General features: G+C 67.1%; 18 protein-coding genes. 12 read left to right on the forward strand and 6 right to left on the reverse strand.

Annotated elements, in window-relative coordinates; genetic code table 11:
* Positions 1 to 20: 20 nt before the first annotated feature.
* Positions 21 to 2,231, reverse strand: a complete 2,211-nt coding sequence (locus ABD770_RS14800) for a heavy metal translocating P-type ATPase (RefSeq protein WP_425562785.1) — start codon at positions 2,229 to 2,231, stop codon at positions 21 to 23.
* Positions 2,232 to 2,302: 71 nt separating this feature from the next.
* On the reverse strand, positions 2,303 to 2,563 hold the full coding sequence (locus ABD770_RS14805; protein WP_344820467.1) for a YHS domain-containing protein: 261 nt from the start codon (positions 2,561 to 2,563) through the stop codon (positions 2,303 to 2,305).
* Between the two features lie 244 nt (positions 2,564 to 2,807).
* Here ABD770_RS14805 and ABD770_RS14985 point away from each other — a divergent pair, with 244 nt between their 5' ends.
* The 9 genes from ABD770_RS14985 (at position 2,808) to ABD770_RS14845 (ending at position 8,665) form a co-directional block, all read left to right on the forward strand.
* Entirely contained in the window at positions 2,808 to 3,176 is a 369-nt protein-coding gene (locus tag ABD770_RS14985) for a DUF6153 family protein (protein ID WP_425562787.1), read from the forward strand.
* Between the two features lie 91 nt (positions 3,177 to 3,267).
* Complete coding sequence (locus tag ABD770_RS14810) at positions 3,268 to 3,876, forward strand: DUF305 domain-containing protein (protein ID WP_344820468.1); 609 nt, start codon at positions 3,268 to 3,270, stop codon at positions 3,874 to 3,876.
* Between the two features lie 179 nt (positions 3,877 to 4,055).
* A complete protein-coding gene (locus tag ABD770_RS14815; protein WP_344820469.1) occupies positions 4,056 to 4,862 on the forward strand; it encodes a F510_1955 family glycosylhydrolase in 807 nt (268 codons plus the stop codon).
* Between the two features lie 586 nt (positions 4,863 to 5,448).
* A complete protein-coding gene (locus ABD770_RS14820; RefSeq protein ID WP_247963183.1) occupies positions 5,449 to 5,850 on the forward strand; it encodes a four-helix bundle copper-binding protein in 402 nt (133 codons plus the stop codon).
* A 156-nt stretch (positions 5,851 to 6,006) separates the two neighbouring features.
* Complete coding sequence (locus ABD770_RS14825; RefSeq protein WP_344820470.1) at positions 6,007 to 6,603, forward strand: DUF305 domain-containing protein; 597 nt, start codon at positions 6,007 to 6,009, stop codon at positions 6,601 to 6,603.
* A 220-nt stretch (positions 6,604 to 6,823) separates the two neighbouring features.
* A complete protein-coding gene (locus ABD770_RS14830; protein WP_285465419.1) occupies positions 6,824 to 7,063 on the forward strand; it encodes an antitoxin VbhA family protein in 240 nt (79 codons plus the stop codon).
* Positions 7,063 to 7,902 (forward strand): Fic/DOC family protein, encoded by an 840-nt coding sequence (locus tag ABD770_RS14835; protein WP_285465420.1) that lies wholly within the window; start codon positions 7,063 to 7,065, stop codon positions 7,900 to 7,902. The genes ABD770_RS14830 and ABD770_RS14835 overlap by 1 nt, the downstream gene beginning before the upstream one ends.
* Entirely contained in the window at positions 7,899 to 8,066 is a 168-nt protein-coding gene (locus tag ABD770_RS14840) for a hypothetical protein (protein WP_285465421.1), read from the forward strand. The genes ABD770_RS14835 and ABD770_RS14840 overlap by 4 nt, the downstream gene beginning before the upstream one ends.
* On the forward strand, positions 8,063 to 8,665 hold the full coding sequence (locus ABD770_RS14845) for a recombinase family protein (RefSeq protein ID WP_285465422.1): 603 nt from the start codon (positions 8,063 to 8,065) through the stop codon (positions 8,663 to 8,665). Before ABD770_RS14840 ends, ABD770_RS14845 begins: the two co-directional genes overlap by 4 nt.
* Before the next feature lie 294 nt (positions 8,666 to 8,959).
* Here ABD770_RS14845 and ABD770_RS14850 read toward each other — a convergent pair whose 3' ends face one another.
* Positions 8,960 to 9,346: a hypothetical protein gene (locus ABD770_RS14850; protein WP_285465423.1), complete on the reverse strand. Its 387-nt coding sequence runs from the start codon at positions 9,344 to 9,346 to the stop codon at positions 8,960 to 8,962.
* A 258-nt stretch (positions 9,347 to 9,604) separates the two neighbouring features.
* Here ABD770_RS14850 and ABD770_RS14855 point away from each other — a divergent pair, with 258 nt between their 5' ends.
* The 3 genes from ABD770_RS14855 to ABD770_RS14865 are packed head-to-tail and all read left to right on the forward strand — an operon-like array spanning position 9,605 to position 12,582.
* The gene (locus ABD770_RS14855; RefSeq protein ID WP_285465424.1) at positions 9,605 to 10,000 is read left to right on the forward strand and encodes a MobC family plasmid mobilization relaxosome protein; all 396 of its coding nucleotides are present in this window, start codon (positions 9,605 to 9,607) and stop codon (positions 9,998 to 10,000) included.
* Between the two features lie 38 nt (positions 10,001 to 10,038).
* Complete coding sequence (locus ABD770_RS14860) at positions 10,039 to 11,721, forward strand: relaxase/mobilization nuclease domain-containing protein (protein WP_285465425.1); 1,683 nt, start codon at positions 10,039 to 10,041, stop codon at positions 11,719 to 11,721.
* 15 nt (positions 11,722 to 11,736) lie between these two features.
* Positions 11,737 to 12,582 carry a hypothetical protein gene (locus ABD770_RS14865; RefSeq protein WP_285465426.1) on the forward strand — a complete coding sequence of 282 codons (846 nt, stop codon included), beginning with the start codon at positions 11,737 to 11,739 and terminating at the stop codon, positions 12,580 to 12,582.
* 64 nt (positions 12,583 to 12,646) lie between these two features.
* Here the strand turns inward: ABD770_RS14865 and ABD770_RS14870 are convergent, their stop codons facing one another.
* The 3 genes from ABD770_RS14870 to ABD770_RS14880 are packed head-to-tail and all read right to left on the reverse strand — an operon-like array spanning position 12,647 to position 16,484.
* Positions 12,647 to 13,135, reverse strand: a complete 489-nt coding sequence (locus ABD770_RS14870; protein ID WP_285465427.1) for a DUF4913 domain-containing protein — start codon at positions 13,133 to 13,135, stop codon at positions 12,647 to 12,649.
* Positions 13,132 to 14,922 carry a type IV secretory system conjugative DNA transfer family protein gene (locus tag ABD770_RS14875; protein WP_285465428.1) on the reverse strand — a complete coding sequence of 597 codons (1,791 nt, stop codon included), beginning with the start codon at positions 14,920 to 14,922 and terminating at the stop codon, positions 13,132 to 13,134. Before ABD770_RS14875 ends, ABD770_RS14870 begins: the two co-directional genes overlap by 4 nt.
* Complete coding sequence (locus ABD770_RS14880) at positions 14,919 to 16,484, reverse strand: ATP/GTP-binding protein (RefSeq protein ID WP_425562788.1); 1,566 nt, start codon at positions 16,482 to 16,484, stop codon at positions 14,919 to 14,921. The genes ABD770_RS14875 and ABD770_RS14880 overlap by 4 nt, the downstream gene beginning before the upstream one ends.
* Between the last annotated feature and the right edge of the window lie 2 nt (positions 16,485 to 16,486).

Here is a 16,486-nt window from a genome sequence, read left to right on the forward strand (position 1 = left end):
TGGATCTCCGGCGGTTGTGGTCAGCGGTTCAGGATGACGCGGGTCGTGGTGTCGGGGCGGAGGTCGAGTCGGCGCAGCAGTTGGGCGTTGAGAGCGACGACGATGGTGGATAGTGACATGAGAATCGCTCCGACCGACATCGGGAGCACGAATCCGATGGGGGCGAGGACGCCGGCGGCGAGGGGGACGGAGATGATGTTGTATCCGGCAGCCCACCAGAGATTCTGCTTCATCTTCCGGTACGAAGCCCGTGACAGTTCGATCACGGAGAGTACCGAGCGGGGGTCGTCGCTTGCGAGGATGACACCAGCCGACGCGATCGCGACATCTGTGCCTGCACCGATCGCCAGCCCAACGTCGGCCTGCGCGAGGGCAGGGGCGTCGTTGACGCCGTCGCCGACCATTGCGACCTTACGGCCCTCGTTCTGGAGTTGTTGGACCTTTGCGGCCTTGTCCTCCGGGCGTACTCCGGCGAAGACGCGGTCGATGCCGAGGTCTTGCGCGACAGCCCGAGCCACGGCATCCGCATCGCCGGTGATCATCACGACCTGCACGCCGAGCGCGTGAAGGGCGTCGACGGCTTCCCGGGACTCCGAACGCACCTCGTCGGCGAGCTTCAGGGCTCCGACGACGCGCCCGTCCTGGATGACATGGAGGATGATCGCGCCATCCGCACGCCACTGATCGGCGACCGGAAGCTCATCGGCGTTCTCCTCGGACAGCAGGTGAGGTCCCCCGACTCGGATGATCTTCCCCTCAACGGTCGCCGTAACGCCCACAGCAGGTGACGAGGTGAACTCGACGCTTCGGGGGACGGTGAGCTTCCTGTCGGCGGCCGCGCGGACGATGGCCTTCGCGAGCGGGTGCTCGCTGTCGGCCTCTGCGGCGGCCGCCAGCGCGAGCACCCGGTCAGGGTCGGCGCCATCGGCAACGGAGACCTCGGAGACGACGGGCTCGCCCTTGGTGAGGGTGCCGGTCTTGTCGAACAGCACTGTATCGACGGTGCGCATGCTCTCGAGAGCGAGCCGGTCCTTGACGAGCACGCCGCCCCGGGCGGCGCGCTCGGTGGCGATGGAGACGACCAGCGGGATGGCCAGGCCCAGGGCGTGCGGGCACGCGATGACGAGCACCGTGATCGTGCGGATGACAGCAGCGTCAGGCAAGCCGACCAACGTCCAGACGATCGCGGTGATCGCCGCAGCACCCAGGGCGAACCAGAACAGCCATCCGGCGGCGGTGTCAGCGAGGCGCTGAGCACGAGAAGACGAGCTTTGCGCTTCAGTGACGAGACGTTGGATGCCGGCGAGGGTCGTGTCGTCGCCGGTCGCGGTGATCTCGACGCGAAGCCCGGAATCGGTGGCAACGGTGCCGGCTGTGACGTGGTCGCCGCTGCCGCGTTCCACGGTGCGGGACTCGCCCGTGACCATGGACTCGTCCATCGAAGCCCGTCCGTCGACGATGCGCCCGTCCGCGGGGACGCTACCACCCGGCCGTACGATGACGACGTCACCGACGACGAGATCGGACGGTGAGACCGTGACGACCTGGTCATTCTCGACGCGCTCTGCCTCATCCGGGAGAAGAGCGGCGAGTGAGTCCAGGGCGGAAGTCGTCTGGGCGAGGGAGCGCATCTCGATCCAGTGCCCGAGAAGCATGATGACAATGAGGAGGGCGAGCTCCCACCAGAAGTCGAGTTCGTGATGGAGCACCCCGAGCGTCGCGCCCCAGGAGGCGGCGAACGCGACGGTGATCGCGAGGCCAATGAGCAGCATCATGCCGGGCTTGCGAGCGCGGAGCTCGCTGACTGCACCGACGAGGAACGGCTTTCCACCCCACGCGTACATGACAGTGCCCAGCACCGGGGATACCCATGACAGACCCGGAATATCGGGGAGGGTGTAGCCCAGGATCATCGAGAACATGCCCGACAACGCGACCGTGGGGACAGCGAGGACGAGCATGATCCAGAACAGGCGACGGAACTGCCCGACGTGGTCGCCATGGCCTGCATGACCGCCGTGTCCAGCGTGGGTGTTGTGACCGGAGGGCGCGTTGTCGCTTCCGTGGTCCCTATGACTGTGCGCGGCCGCGTCTGACTGCGGTGCATGCGCCATTGCTTGATGTCCCGCGTGCGCATCGTGGTCAGTTTCGGTCGTCACTGCGGGGGTCGACGCCGCGTGGTCGTGGTGTGCGTGGGTGTGCTCTGCGCCGTCGTTACGCGGGTGGCTCATGGGCCTATCCTCCTCGGAATTGAGAACCGTGGGGCCGACTTGTGTGGTGTGCCTCGCACGGTGAAACAGTGTCAGGCAGCAGCGGTGGCGTACTTAGCCGGGTCGGCGTCGAACGCGGGCCCGCATCCGGCGCAGCAGAAGTAGTACCGGGTGCCGTCGTAATCTCGGTACAGGCCGGCAACTTCTGCATCCGCCTTGATGACGGTGCTGCCTACCATCACAGGACATTCGGCGAGATCCTCCGCGGGCGGGGTGAGGAGATCCTTGCGTCCTTCGGCGTCGACGGAACCGTGGCTGTTGCGGCTGCAGCAGGATCCAGTGGAGTCGGACATGTTTTGTTCCTCTTTCTCTCAAACACCGGAGTCCGGCGGCGGTATGCCTAACGATATACCCCCTAGGGGTATTCCGCACTAGGATGTACATGGCGGCGCTGAAGGATCAGGGCGGGTGGCCGCATAGATCGTGGTGTTAGCATCCTGGACGGAATGGAGGAGGCCGAGCATGCACGTCGCAGTTCGTGGCGCACGTCCGCAGCTGTCGTTGCGCGCGTTGTTGATGCTCGGCGGGGCCACGCTGATGGTTATCGTCGGCTTGCTGGCGATGCATACCTTCACCTCCGAACCTGCGGGACACGGATCCGTCGGACTCACCCACTCCGCAGCTGGGGAGGAGCACGCCACCGCAGCGGCGTCAACCGTCGCGAGCGAGTCCACCGCGTGTGAGGGTGCGTGTCATGTGAGCACCGGACATGGGCAGGGTCACAACGAGATGCTGACTGCGTGCGTGCTGGCGTTGCTTGCCGGTCTGCTTCTCCTCCTCCCTCCGATATTGATTCATCGTCACGGGCTGCCCCCTCACCGTGGTGTAAGCCTGGTGAGGTGGGAAGCGATCGGGATCCCTCCCCGGGCACCCTCGCTGACGATCCTTTCGATAAGTCGCACCTGAGTAGTCGCCGCCGACCCTGATAGGTCGGATTCCTGGCGCCGTCTGGCGCCATCATTTGCGAACCCTCACACGACGTATCGAAGGAACAACCATGAATAAGAAGATTCCCGTTGCTGTCAGTACGGGTGTACTGACCCTTGCACTGGTTCTCACCGGCTGCGCTGACAACACCACGGCACCGTCCAGCGAATCCACCTCCCCGTCTCAGTCGTCGTCGACTTCGGCAGCGAACGAGGCTGACGAGATGTTCGTCACGATGATGATCCCTCATCACGAGCAGGCGATCGAGATGGCCGACATGCTGCTCGCTAAAGACGGTGCCGACGCACGCGTGGTGGAACTTGCCGAGGAGATCAAGGCGGCGCAGGGCCCCGAGATCGACAAGATGCTCGGATGGCTCGAAGACTGGGGTGTGGAGTATGACCCCGACTCCATGGGAGGCATGGATCACGGTTCGATGGGCGGTGACGACAGCATGATGTCCGAAGAGGACATGACCATGTTGGAGAGCGCGGATGCTGTCGAGGCGAACAGCCTGTTCCTGGAGCAGATGATCGTGCACCACGAAGGTGCCGTCGACATGGCGCAGACGGCGCTTGATGATGCGCAGAACCCGGACGTCCTCGAGCTCGCGCAACAGGTGATCGACGACCAGACGGCGGAGATCGCCACGATGCAGGAACTCCTCGGCCAGCTGTAGGAATCCTCCGGGCGGGCCGGTATCCGATCGTCCCGCCCGGATCTGTGTCATCCGTGCTGCCCCATTGCGGCAGCAGTCAGACGTCGGCGTGCTCTTGCTGCGCGTCGTGAAGCCAGGCCCGCTTGAGGCCACTAACGGAAACCATCATGAAACGCTCACTCCTTCTCGCAACCGTCACTGTGACCGTCCTGGCGACTGTCGCCACCGGATGCACCGCGACACCGCTCGGCAACCCGGACTCAGCTCCCCGCATCGACCACATCCACGGCATCGCTGAAGATCCCCGGGGCGATGATCTGCTGGTGGCCACGCACAACGGAATCTTCACTCTCACACCCGATGGGGATATCTCCGGCCCGATCGGCGGTCACGCCTTCGACGCCATGGGATTCACGGTCTCGGGAGACGCGCTGTTCGCCTCCGGGCATCCCGGCGAAAAGACCCCGGCCGAACTCGGATCGCCCAACCTCGGCATCATCCGCAGCGACGACTACGGGAACACGTGGTCGCCTATTGCTCTCAACGGAACCACCGACTTCCACATCCTCACCGCGGCCCCGGACGGCACCCTCTACGGCGTCCCCTCTAGCCAAGTGAACCTGCTCACCAGCACAGACGAGGGCAACAACTGGACGGAGCGTGCGTCCCTCGGCGCCGCTGATCTCGCGGTCACCGAATCCGGTTTATACGCTGCAGCCGAAGAAGGCGTTCTCTTCAGCAGCGACGGCGGTAACACATTCACTCCAGTCGACGGAACACCTGTGCTCTACGCGCTGGAGGCTCGCACTGACGGCACTCTTCTCGGCGCAGGCACCGATGGCGTCCTGTGGACAGAGGATGAAAATGGAACCTGGCATCAGCTCGAATCGCTCCAAGGCGCCGTTCAAGCCCTCACTGTCATCGACGACCGCGTCATCCTCGTCGATGACCGGGGCATCGTTGAAGTCTCACCGGACAGCACCACTGTGCTGAGTCCCGCCCAATAACGCGGCCCGTGCCCAAGGATTCCTCGTGAAAGCGCCCAAGACCCCTTTCGGAACCTCGTGTTGTTCGTCATCGTGGCGACGATCGCCGTTGTCCTCCTCGCCGCTGCTAGTTTTCTCGCGATTGGAGCGATCTTCTGATGACCCCCACCGGCTCCAGATCACCCTTCGACCCGCTACACCATCTGACGGCCGTGCACTCGTCCTCACCCGGCGCGCCTTCGCCTCGCAGTCCCGCGGAGCGGACGCATCGAAGGCTCGTGCGTCTTGGATATATGCTCTTGATCTGCGGTCCAGCCCTCGCGCTCGCGCATCTGATCAATGATGCCCAATCGACCGACGTCGCTTGGTGGACGTACACGATCGCCAGCTTTGACATCGCCGTAATCATGGTCATTGCCGCCCTGGCTCTGATCCTTCGAACTCCACCCAGTCACGCTGCAGAAACGGAATAATCGTCACCGCACAGCAATCGCTGCGACGATGATCTGCCGCTGAACTACCATGCCCTCCCGGGGTATTCAACGGGGTCCTCGGGAGCGAGGTGCGGTCGTAGTTTGAAGACTCCACAATGACGAGAGGAGCCACTATGACTGTCGCGGCGGAAATGCTCCGCACCTACCCGAAGGACCTTGGTCAGGCTGACCGGAAGGTGCTGGTGGAGTGTATCGAGGCGTGCGTTGAGTGCGCGCAATCATGCACCGCATGCGCCGACGCGTGCCTGAGCGAGGAAATGGTTGCCGAGCTGACGAAGTGCATCCGCACGAACCTGGACTGCGCCGACCTCTGCGAAACCACCGGACGCATCCTGTCCAGGCACACCGGGTACGACGCCAACCTCACCCGCGCGACCCTCGAAGCGTGCCGCACGGCATGCGCGAGCTGCGCCGACGAGTGCGAGAAGCACACGATGCACGAACACTGCACGGTGTGTGCTGCGGCCTGCCGGCGATGCGAAGACGCCTGCGCCGCGCTCCTCGCAACGCTCTGAATAGCCACCTCGACGGCGTCGTGCAGTTCTTCGCTACCCGCATCAATCCAGTGATGCCCGTTGACCGAGCCGAAGCAGACTAGCGAGCGCTCTTGCGCCACACGTCGTCATCAATCGCGCTACCGCGCAACGAGCTGAGACGAACAGGTGAGGCATATGTCGAAGGACACGCACGAAACAAGTGGACGACAAGCGGGGACGAAAAAGCACGGATCGCTGACGATGTACTTGCGATTCGCGGCGATGATTCTCACCGGCATGGTCGTGATGTATTGGACGATGTTCGCTGGAGTGTGGGAATGGGGGCACATACGCTTCAGCGAAAGCCGCGTCTTCATGGCGCTCACTATGGGCGGCGCCATGGGGCTGGTCATGCTGGCCTGGATGCTCAACATGTACAAGCACAGGAAAGCGAACATTGCGGTCATCATCGTCAGCGTTCTCCTCCTCGGAGGAGGCATCGCCCTCGACCGCAGCCAGATCACCGTCGACGACACCGCGTACATGCGCGCAATGATTCCGCATCCCTCGCTCGCGATCACCCGATCCGAGCGAGCACAGCTGCAGGATGTCCGCGTCTGCGAACTTGCGGTTGAAATCAGTGAAGCGCAGCGCCGGGAGATCCTCGAAATGGACTGGCTCATCGCCGACATCGAAAGCAACGGACTCGCGCTGACGGCCGAGGACGCGCAAGACCGACCCGTTCCAGACTTCGAACGGGCAGCCGACCGCCAGTGCTCGGACGACGGATGACGATTGGTAGCGATAATCGGCCTATCATGGCTTGTGCTCCGAGAGCCTGCCGGAAACGATCGTTTCCGGTGCCCTCGGCCGAGAGGTCGGCACAGCTCCGACACGCCGAGGTGGAGCGCACCGAAACCCACCACCGAAACCCGAGCCAACCGAAACCTAAGACCTATCGTTTTCGGTGGCTCTCTGGTAGACTGGAGCCACCTCACGAAAGGGGCACATCATGGCTGCCGAGTTCAACATCGAGGCGCGCTGGCCCGAGCTGTTCGCGCAGCTCGGCGCAGCCGACCGCGAGGCCGTCGTGAACGCCCTCGCGTCGAGCTGGCACGAGGGTTGGGTGCCGAACCGCGAGGATGTCGAGAACCTGACCGACTACGCCCGCGGCGTCATCGACAAGGCCGAGTACGACCGCCGCGCAGCGGGTGCCGTCGAGCGCGCTCACGCCCTCGCTGTCGCTGGCTGATGGCCACACGCTTCAACTCCTGGGATTCGTACTTCTGGGAGCCTGGCGGCCCCGTCCTGCGCAACCTCTACGGTCTGCGCGACGGGGCCGACCTGTCCCGGCGTGAGTACGCCGAGACGAACGCGCAGCAGTTCGACATCGAGCGCGGCGCTATCTCGATCCCACGCACCTATGACGCCGAGCACCTGCGCACGATCCACCGCGAGCTGTTCAAGAACGTCTACGAGTGGGCGGGAGAGTACCGCAGCGTCGGCATGTTCAAGCCGCCGCTTGAGTTCGCCCAGCCCGAGGACATCGGGCGTTACCTGGCCGATGCCTCGCGCCTCGTGCGCGGTGCGGAGTGGGCCGGGATGGATCGGCAGCAGTTCGCGATGGCGGCCGCCGACGTGTTCGCGCACGTAAATCAGGCGCACCCGTTCCGCGAGGGGAACGGCCGAGCGGGCAAGCTGTTCATGCAGCACGTCGCGGAGCTGAGCGGCTTCAAGCTTGACTACAGTCCCGAGCGCACAGGCATCACCGCGGAGGTATGGAACAACGCCAGCGCGATGTCACGCCCCGACATCGGCAGCTACCGGCCGGTGCCCGACAGCCTCGTGCCGGTGTTCGAGCGCCTGGCCGTCGACAGGTCAGCAGGCTCGAAGGGCGCGCAACAGGGGCCGGCGGTGCGCAGGCTTCGAGATGAGTCGCGCGGCCGTGTTTCCGACCTGATCGATGAGAAGGTCGAGGAGCTGCGACGTGCGAGCTTTCCGACCCCACCCACGCCGGGAGTAGAGCGCAGTACTGAGGCGCGACGGAGCACACCGCCCATGCAAGATCGCTACCGGGGGAGAGGACGATGAAGCGTGATGACGCCGAGCGAGTGATAGAGCGCGTGCTGCGCGGGTCAGGGGCTCCTCATGCTCAGTTCCTCGTGCGCGACATCGCTGCCGCTCTCGTCGACGCTGGCCTTATTCCGTCCGAACAGGACGAGTTGCGCATGGCACTCGAAGGGAGTGGACGATGAGCCAGGTCGGTTACGCACGGGTGAGCACCCGCGATCAGAATCCCGGCTCGCAGGAGGCTGCGCTGCGCGAGGCTGGCTGCGAGCGTGTGTTCGTCGACCGGGGCGAGTCGAGCAGGATCGCTGACCGGCCCGAGTGGGTCGCGTGCCTCGACTACTTGCGCGAGGGCGACACGCTCGTGATCCTCGCGCTTGATCGGATCGCCGGTACGGAGCTGATGGCTATCGAGCTGATCCGTGACCTCGGTCGGCGCGGCGTCCGGCTGCGCAGCCTCACAGAACCGTTCCTCGACGTGGACACGTCGACGCCGATGGGCGAGGCCATCGTCGGCATTATGGCGGTGCTCGCGCAGCTCCGAGTCTCGACGATCCGGGAGAACACACGCCGCGGGCTGGCCCATGCTCGCGCTCAGGGCCGCGTCGGCGGCCGCCCCTCGGTGATGACACCCGAGCGCATCAAAGCTGCTGTGAAGATGCGCGACCAGGACATGAGCATTGCGGAGATCGCGCGCACGTTCGGCGTCGGCGCATCCAGCGTGTCCCGCGCGCTCGCCAAGCACGACGTAGGCGGTCATGACCGTTCTTCCCCATCCCCCCGATAGATAGCCGCTCTGCATACGAGAGAGCCCTGTCAAGGGGGCGGCGCAGCCGCATCACGAAGTGACGCGAAGCGCCCTTGACAGGGCTCTGGCGTATGTGACCATCACGGCATCGGGGGGAGGGGGAGCGCACCCAGTGAGGCCGTCCACAGGCCGCACAGACGAAGCCGCACCGTGCGTCGTGAACGCCACGGTGCGGCCTGTGGGCGGGCGGACAAGTGGGGCCCCGCTGTCCACCTGTGGGCGGGTTCGGCCCGGCGATAGCCGGAGCCGTCCACAGGTGGTCAGAGGGTAGCGTTACGCATTCACATGCTGCGCATTGGCGGAGACCTCGACCGGCTTGGGCGCGGGCGCAGCGGGAGCGGCCGGCGCGGCAGGCTTGCGCGCGGCTCGACGCTTCGCGCGCACCTTCTTATCAGGCTCAGTGAAGCCGATCTTGCGCAGCTCGTCGGATGACCAACCGGCGCTCAACGCGGCGTTGTATGCCTTGACGTCCTCGCGCTCGGCGTCACCGACGCGCTGCGCGACGCTGGCCTGTAGATCGGCCAACTCGCGCGCGGTCTCCTCGCGCACATCGGCTACTCCCTGACGTGCCTCCGCGAGCTGCCGAATCGCGACGATCCGATCCTCTTGTGCGCGCTTGGCGCGCTCGACTGCTTCCTCGATGCTCAGTTCCTTAGCCATGCCTCCATCCTACGAAGAAGTGCATTTCGGCGTCGACGTTCATCGACGCACAGAAGAACCGTCGCGGCGTGGCCGCGATCACTCCCGGTTGTCACCGTGAGTGATCCTGAAAGGTGCCCCAGACGGAGCAAGCTATAGACTTAGCACGGCTAAGTCGGCTTGATCCTCGACACGGGGTCAAGGATGCGGCACACTAGAAGTGTGATCCCCGCACGGGGCGGGGTCGCTGCGCTGGGCCAGGAAGGGCAGGTGATTCTAATGAGCGACGAGGCTCCCGAGGATCGCCGCCTCGCACGCAAGCGGCGCGCGAACGTCGCGGGCGGCCGCCATCACCGTCACGAGGTGAAGGTGTCGCCGGAAGAAGAGGGCGCGTTGCTGCTGCGCGCGAAGGCGCAGCGCGTGACGATCCCGCGTCTGCTCGTCGAGTCGGCGCTGTCGGCAGCGGGGGAGACGCCAACCGAACGCCGTCAGGCGATGGCCGAGCTGTTCGGTCTGCACCGGCTGCTCGCGGCCATCTCGAACAACGTCAACCAGATCGCCAAGGCCACGAACGCGACCGGCGAGCTACAGGCTGAGACGGTGGCGACGCTGGCCAAGGTGCGCGAGGTTGCCGAGCGGATCGACGAGACGATCGACGGGCTGAGCCTGCCATGATGCCGAACGTTGTTCGCGGCGATCGCATGGCTGGCCTGATGACCTACCTCACCGGGCCGGGGCGCGCGAACGAGCACACCGAACCGCACCTCGTCGCAGGCGACGCAGCGCTGCTTGCGTGGCACGATGACGCCGAGCTGGGACGCGACGCGGCGCTTTCGATCGCGCGGCACCTCGACCGCCCGCGCACTGCGTACGACGTCGACGTGAACGGCGGGCACGTCTGGCACTGCTCACTATCGCTGCGCGCCGACGAGGGCATGCTGACCGACGAGAAGTGGGGACAGATCGCCAACGACTTCATCACCGCGATGGAGTTCGACGACGCCGAGGGCACGAAGGCACCGTGCCGCTGGGTTGCCGTCCGACACGGTGTGTCGAAGAACGGCAACGACCACATCCATATCGCTGTGAACCTCGTGCGCGAGGACGGCACCAAGGCGTCGATTCACAACGACTTCCACCGGGCACAGAAGGCCGCGCGCGCGCTCGAAGTGAAGTACGGCTTGGAGCAGTTGGAGTCGGCACAGGCAGAGCGATCGACGCGCGGCTACCACCCCGCCGAGCGCGAGGCTCAGGCACGCGCCCGAGCACGCGCGAAGTACGAGCGCACCCGTCCGAAGCTCGGCCCGGATGCACCCACTTGGGAGCGGCTGACCGGCCCCGACCGGCAGGCCCGGATCACCGCCGAGCTGCGCACGGACGAGCCGCGCTATGCGCTCGCCCGGACGGTTCGCGCCAGCGCCGCAGCCAGCGAGTCCGAGTCCGAGTTCGTGCGCAGGATGCGCCGCTCGGGACTGCTCGTGCGACCGCGCTACGCGGACGGCCGCACCGACGTCATCACCGGCTACTCGGTCGCAGCTCGACCCGAAGCCGGCGAGCGACCCATCTGGTACGGCGGGGGGCACCTCGGCCGCGACCTCACCCTGCCCCGGCTGCGCGCGGGGTGGCCCGACACCCCAACCGACGCGACCGAAGCGGCAGCCGAGTGGAACGCAGCCAAGCGCGGCCGCCGCGTCGTGGCACCCGGCCGGGAGAACACGACACCCGACCCCGAGTTGTGGGAACGGTACTCGCGCGAGGTCAGCGAGCTGCGCGAGAAGCTGCGCGATGTTCCCCTCGACGACCGGGACACGTGGAGCACCCTCGCACGTCAGACCGCCGGAGCTTTCGCCGCCTGGTCGAACGCCGTCGAGGATGCGCCCGGAGACCTCGCCGCGGCATCCGATGCGCTCGCCCGATCCGCGCAGACGTTCCGCCGCCCGGTGCAGCCGCAGAAGGCCGGCATGGTTGCCATGTCCGGCGCTGCGATGCTGCTGGCCAGCGCGGCCAAGGGCGGCCAGGGGCGCGCCGCCCAGCTCATCATGCTGCGCCAGCTCGTGCGGCTCTCACAGGCCGTTTACGACGCTGCGAAGGCGGCCGGGGAGAAGCGGCAGGCTGACCTCATCCTGAGCGACGTGAAGGCGCGGATGGATCGGCTGCGCCATGACCTCGCCCCCACCAGTCAGACCCCGGTGGCCGCGGCGGCCGGCGCGCAGCAGGGCACGGCCACGGCGACGCTCGACCCGGAGACGCGCGCGATGCTCGACCGGATGAACGCCAGCCAGGGCAAGCCCGCGACCGAGGCGACATCGCCCGTACCGAACAAGATCGATCCCGACGAGCGGGCGCGGCCACGACAGACCACACGACCGGGCGCAGATCGCGGCCCGGAGCGATAGGAAGGAGGGTCGATCATGGCCGAGGAGACAGACGGCATCGAGGAGGCGTTCGACGGGCAGATACGAGTGCTCGTCACCGCCGCCGGCCAGGTCGGAGAGCGCATCGCGCGCGCCCGCGAGGACGCGCTGCGCCGAGCACAGGCGGCGACCGAGCAGGAGGCGCGCGAGCTGCGATCGCGGATCGAGGCCGAGCACCGCACCGCGCGCGTCGAGCTGGGGAACGTGCATCGCTCGGACTGGTGGGATCGTGCCACCCCCGAGCAGATCGCCAACACGTACCAACTCGCCCGCGCATGGTCGCAGGACGACCCCGAGGCGGTACGCGCCGAGCAGCGCATCCGCGACGAGGTGCGCACCCGGTACGGCGTCGACGTCAACGACACCAGCGCCGACCCCCAGGCGGTGCGTGAGGCCGTCGAGCGTGCCGAGGCGCTGCGCCAGCAGGCGGATGCTCAGCAGCAGCGCTCGGCGGCCGAGGAGGCCGAGGCGGCCCGCCTGATGGCTGAGGCCGATCGCGCCGACCGGGCGGCCGAGCACCACCGCGACGCGGCGGAGCATGAGCCCGACCCGGAGCAGCGGGCCGAGGCGCGCGAACAAGCCGAGCAGCACCAGGCGCACGCCGATGCAGCTCGTGCGGATGCTCAGCCGTTGTACGACTCGGCCGAGCGCCGCGAGGCGACGGCCCGCGACCTCGAAAGCAAGGGCATCGACCGTGAGGTGGTGGCGACGAAGATGCAGGCCGACGTCAGCCAGGCCAAGCCCGCAACCGAGGCGACCAAGGCGACCTCGGCACGGGCACCGAGGGCGCGCAAGAACCGCGGCCGCGGCGTCCAGGTGCAGCGCACCGGCCTGCAACGATGACCGGCCGCCGGCACACACGAGAGAGGGATCGCACCAGGTGGTGCGATCCCTCTCTCCTTGCTTGTCAGTCCGTACCGGCGGTCTCACGCACGTCGGGGAACAGCCCCTCGGGCGGCGGTGCGTAAGGCAGCGGCTCGCCACGCTTGGACGAGTTCAGCTCGCCCTCAGCGCCCGCGAACGGGCCATCGGGATCGAGCAGGATCGGCATGTGATGGTCGGCGTGGTCACGCCACCACACGCTCATGCCGGTTGAGGCGTCGAGGCGCAGGTGCTCCCACGCCCGCCACAGCGAGTCGAGCCGGCTCACGGCCTCGGCGTATCGCCACCACTCGGCCGCCCACACTCGGCTGCGCCCGTCCCCGGCGATGCGCCGCCGGTAGACGTAGCGCAGGTGCTTGCGCACGAACTCGTCGACGGAGCCGTAGTACAGCGGCGGCGTCTCCGGCGCTGCGCTCTCGTCGACGTCGCCGGTAACCTCGCCGGTCTCCTCGTCGACGTCGATCGGCACGGCCTCGATGCCGTCCTCGTCGTAGTCATCGCCCCAGTCGCTCACGATGCCTCCTCCTGTGCCGGCTCGGCCGCCGCGACGGCAGCGACCTCTTGCTGTGCTTCACGGATCGTCCGCTCAGCCTGCGGGTCATGCGCCGCGATCGACGCCCGCACGGCATCCGCGTGCGGGCCGGTCATCCACGGCTGTGTGCGGATCAGCGTCGGGCGCGAGCCCGACGCGAGCACGATGGCACGGCCCTTCGGGAGCGCGCCGAGGTCGGACACGTCGAGGATGCGTTCGCGGTGGAGCTGCGAGGATACGCCGCGGCCGCCGCGGCCCGTGGAGACGGTCGACGCGATGCGGTCGTAGTCTCCGATGAGCTTGGAGATGCTTTCGAGAAAAGCATCCTCCGCGACGCCGCCACCGTAGACCTTGATGTTGCTGGCGCTCCACAGTTTCTTCATGCCGGACTCGCCCCACACGTCGACGCCCTGAGACCAGCTCTGCAAGATCGTCATGAGGATGATGCCGCGCGACCCGTAGTGCGAGTACAGGTTCGGCAGCTCGCGCCACCGGCACACGTTCGCCGCTTCATCGAGTACCCCTACGAGGGGCGTCGACAGGCGGCCGCCGGAGGACTGCGAGGCCAGCTCCTCGGCCGCCTCGACGACGGCGACGGTGAGCGCCGTCACGAGCGGCCCGGCCGTGCCTCGGCCCTCCTTGGAGAGGCTGTAGAGCGTGCCGAAGTGCCTCACGAACGCTGCGGGGTCGAAGTGCGGCCGAGGGTCGGCAGCACCCTGCGGAGTGACCCACGCGGCTACCTGGCGGTTCGTGAGGCACGACGCCATCTGCTGCGCCGTGCCGAACACGCCGCCGCGCTGCTTCTCGGGCGCGGAGACGACGCCGGCCACCTGATCGGCGGTCAGCGTGAAGCCGTGCTCTCGGAGGATGTCAACGGCGCTCTCATCGGTCGGCCGCGTCAGCCACGTGTACACGTCGGTGATCGGTCGGTGATCGAGCGCAGCGGCCAGCAGGAGGCCGGCGAGCAGGTCTTGGCCTGCCGGGTCGAAGTACGCATCCGTCTTGGCCCCCGGATCGCGGGAGCCGGCGGCGAAGTGCTCGGCTAGCCGGGCCGCTTTCACCTCGTCGGTGACGTAGCTGAGCGGGTTCCACCACCAGGTCGGATTCTCGAGCGCGATCGCCTGCGGGTCGAACACCCACACCGGGCCGACCGCTGCGCGCACGTCCCTCGTCGCGTCGACGACATCGCGCTTGTTCGAGGTGACGAGCACCCCGCCCGGCGCAGCGAGGATCGCCGGCACGGCCCGGCTCGTCGTCTTACCCGTGCGCGGCCCCCAGATGTCTACGTGCATGTCCTCCCAGGAGCCGTAGAGCGGCTGCCCGCCGATCGTCTTGCCGATCGGCACACCGGGAGAGTCCTGCACGCCGAGTCGCTGCGCGGTCGCCTCGGCGTTGCGGCGGCTCAGCGCCTCAACATCCTTGCCGCGGCCCATGTAGGACGCGGCGCGATCGACACGTGAGCTGCGCTTGCGGTAGCGGGCGACCGCAAGCAGGATGAGCACCACCAGGGCGAGGACGAGCACGCCTACCCCGGCGATGATCCAGGTGCCTGCGGCTGGCCACGGCACCTTGCCGCTAAAGAGCTGGAACACGAGCCCGAACGGGTCGGAGGTCAGCTCGACGCCGGAGCCGTCGAGCTGGTGACCGAGGCGAACCGCGAGGTTCAGCCCGGCCACACCGACGATGACGATCACGATGCCGGCGGCTAGCAGGATCGTCTCGGCCGAGAACCCGCCCGGATCGCGGCGGCGGTTGTTCTGAGTGCTCACGAGGCGGCCCCCTCAGACTCGACGGCGCGCAGCCTGCGGCCGACGCGAGACTGCGCGTGCCACCGCTTGTTCGTGTCGTTCGTGGCTCGCTCGGTCTCGGTCAGCTTGACGCTGATCGGGATGCCTGGCCGGCCACCGACCTTGATGAGGAACTTCCCGCGCCCCGGAGGCTCGGTCTCCTTGCCCGTCGTGGCATCCCACGACGGCGGGGCCGACCATCCGGTGAGCAAGTTCTGCTCGGCCTGCGAGAACGGCACCGCGGCCGTCAGCAGCGGCATCTCAGCCTGCGGGAGCCCGCCGACCACGATCATGCCGGCACGCTCGACGAAGCCGCGGGCCTTCATCCGATCTTCCTCGGTCGGCAAGGCGTCGAGGTCGCGCATGGTGTGCGTAATCATCGCCTGCCCGACACCGAACTGTCGGTTCAGACGAGTGAGCGCATCCACGCGGTCGACCATGCCTGTACCGGAGCGCAGCGCCTGCCACAGCTCGTCCATGATGACGAAGTAGTGCCGCTGCGGCTCCAACCCAGCCTCGGCCAGCGCGTTCGCCACGTTCACCGTGGCAAAGCCATTCGACCAGCACGCCAGGAGCGTCGCAGCTCGCAGATCGACGTCGGTCTCTTTGAGCCCTGAGACGTCGTACACCACGGGGCGATCGCGCATCATCGGGTTCGAGGTCGGCTGCGCGAACGTCTCCCCGAGGCGGCCGCCGCGCGCGAGGCTGATAAGCGAGGCTTCCAGCCCGCGCGTCGTGCGCTGATACTCGTCGAAGTCGCCACGGTCGACCGCGACCTCGCGCAGCTCGGTCGGCCCCTCCTGCACGACCTGCAAGAGGTCAGCCAGGAGCGGCACACGGTCGAGCTTGCGGTCGAGAACGCGCAGCGCTTGGTCGACGATCGACTCCTCGACATCGGACGGCGGCTGCTTACGCAGGATCGTCAGCAGAGCCGAGACGATCGTGAGCCTGCGCCCGTGGGCGTCGGCTTCAATCTCCTCGGCCTCTTTCACGAACCCGGCGGCCCGGAGCTGCGCTGCGGCCTCCGCCGACTCGCCAGGGTCGAGCACGTTCAGGTGCCCGCGGCCGCGGCCCAGACGGATCACCTGACCGCCGAGGGCTTCGATCAGGTCGAGGTAGTCGGGCTTCAAGTCCCCGAGGATGAACGGGATCGACCCGAAGCCGGCGAGCCCGGCCGCCATACGGCGGATCGTCGTCGACTTCCCGAGCGCCGGCAGCCCGAGCACGAACACGCTCGGGTTGCTGATGAGCTTGGCACGCTGGAACCACGAGATAGGGTCGGCGCACACGGTCGCACCCGTGAACAGGTGCCGGCCGAGCGGCACGCCCACCAGGGGCGCGCCCGTGCCGACGGAGAACGGCCACAGGCCGCACACCTGAACGCTCGTGCCGCGGTACTCGACGGGAGCCTGCACGTAGGCGGCAGCACCGCGACCGCGGCCGAGCCAGCCGCGGCCGGTCGGCCGAACGGGGCGCAGCTCGGCCGACGTCTCGACGGGAGTCGCCTTCTTGCTCTTGCGAGCCTTCTGTTTGGTCGCCATCATCA

The organism is Microbacterium soli (genome assembly GCF_039539005.1).
Taxonomy (GTDB): Bacteria; Actinomycetota; Actinomycetes; order Actinomycetales; family Microbacteriaceae; genus Microbacterium; species Microbacterium soli.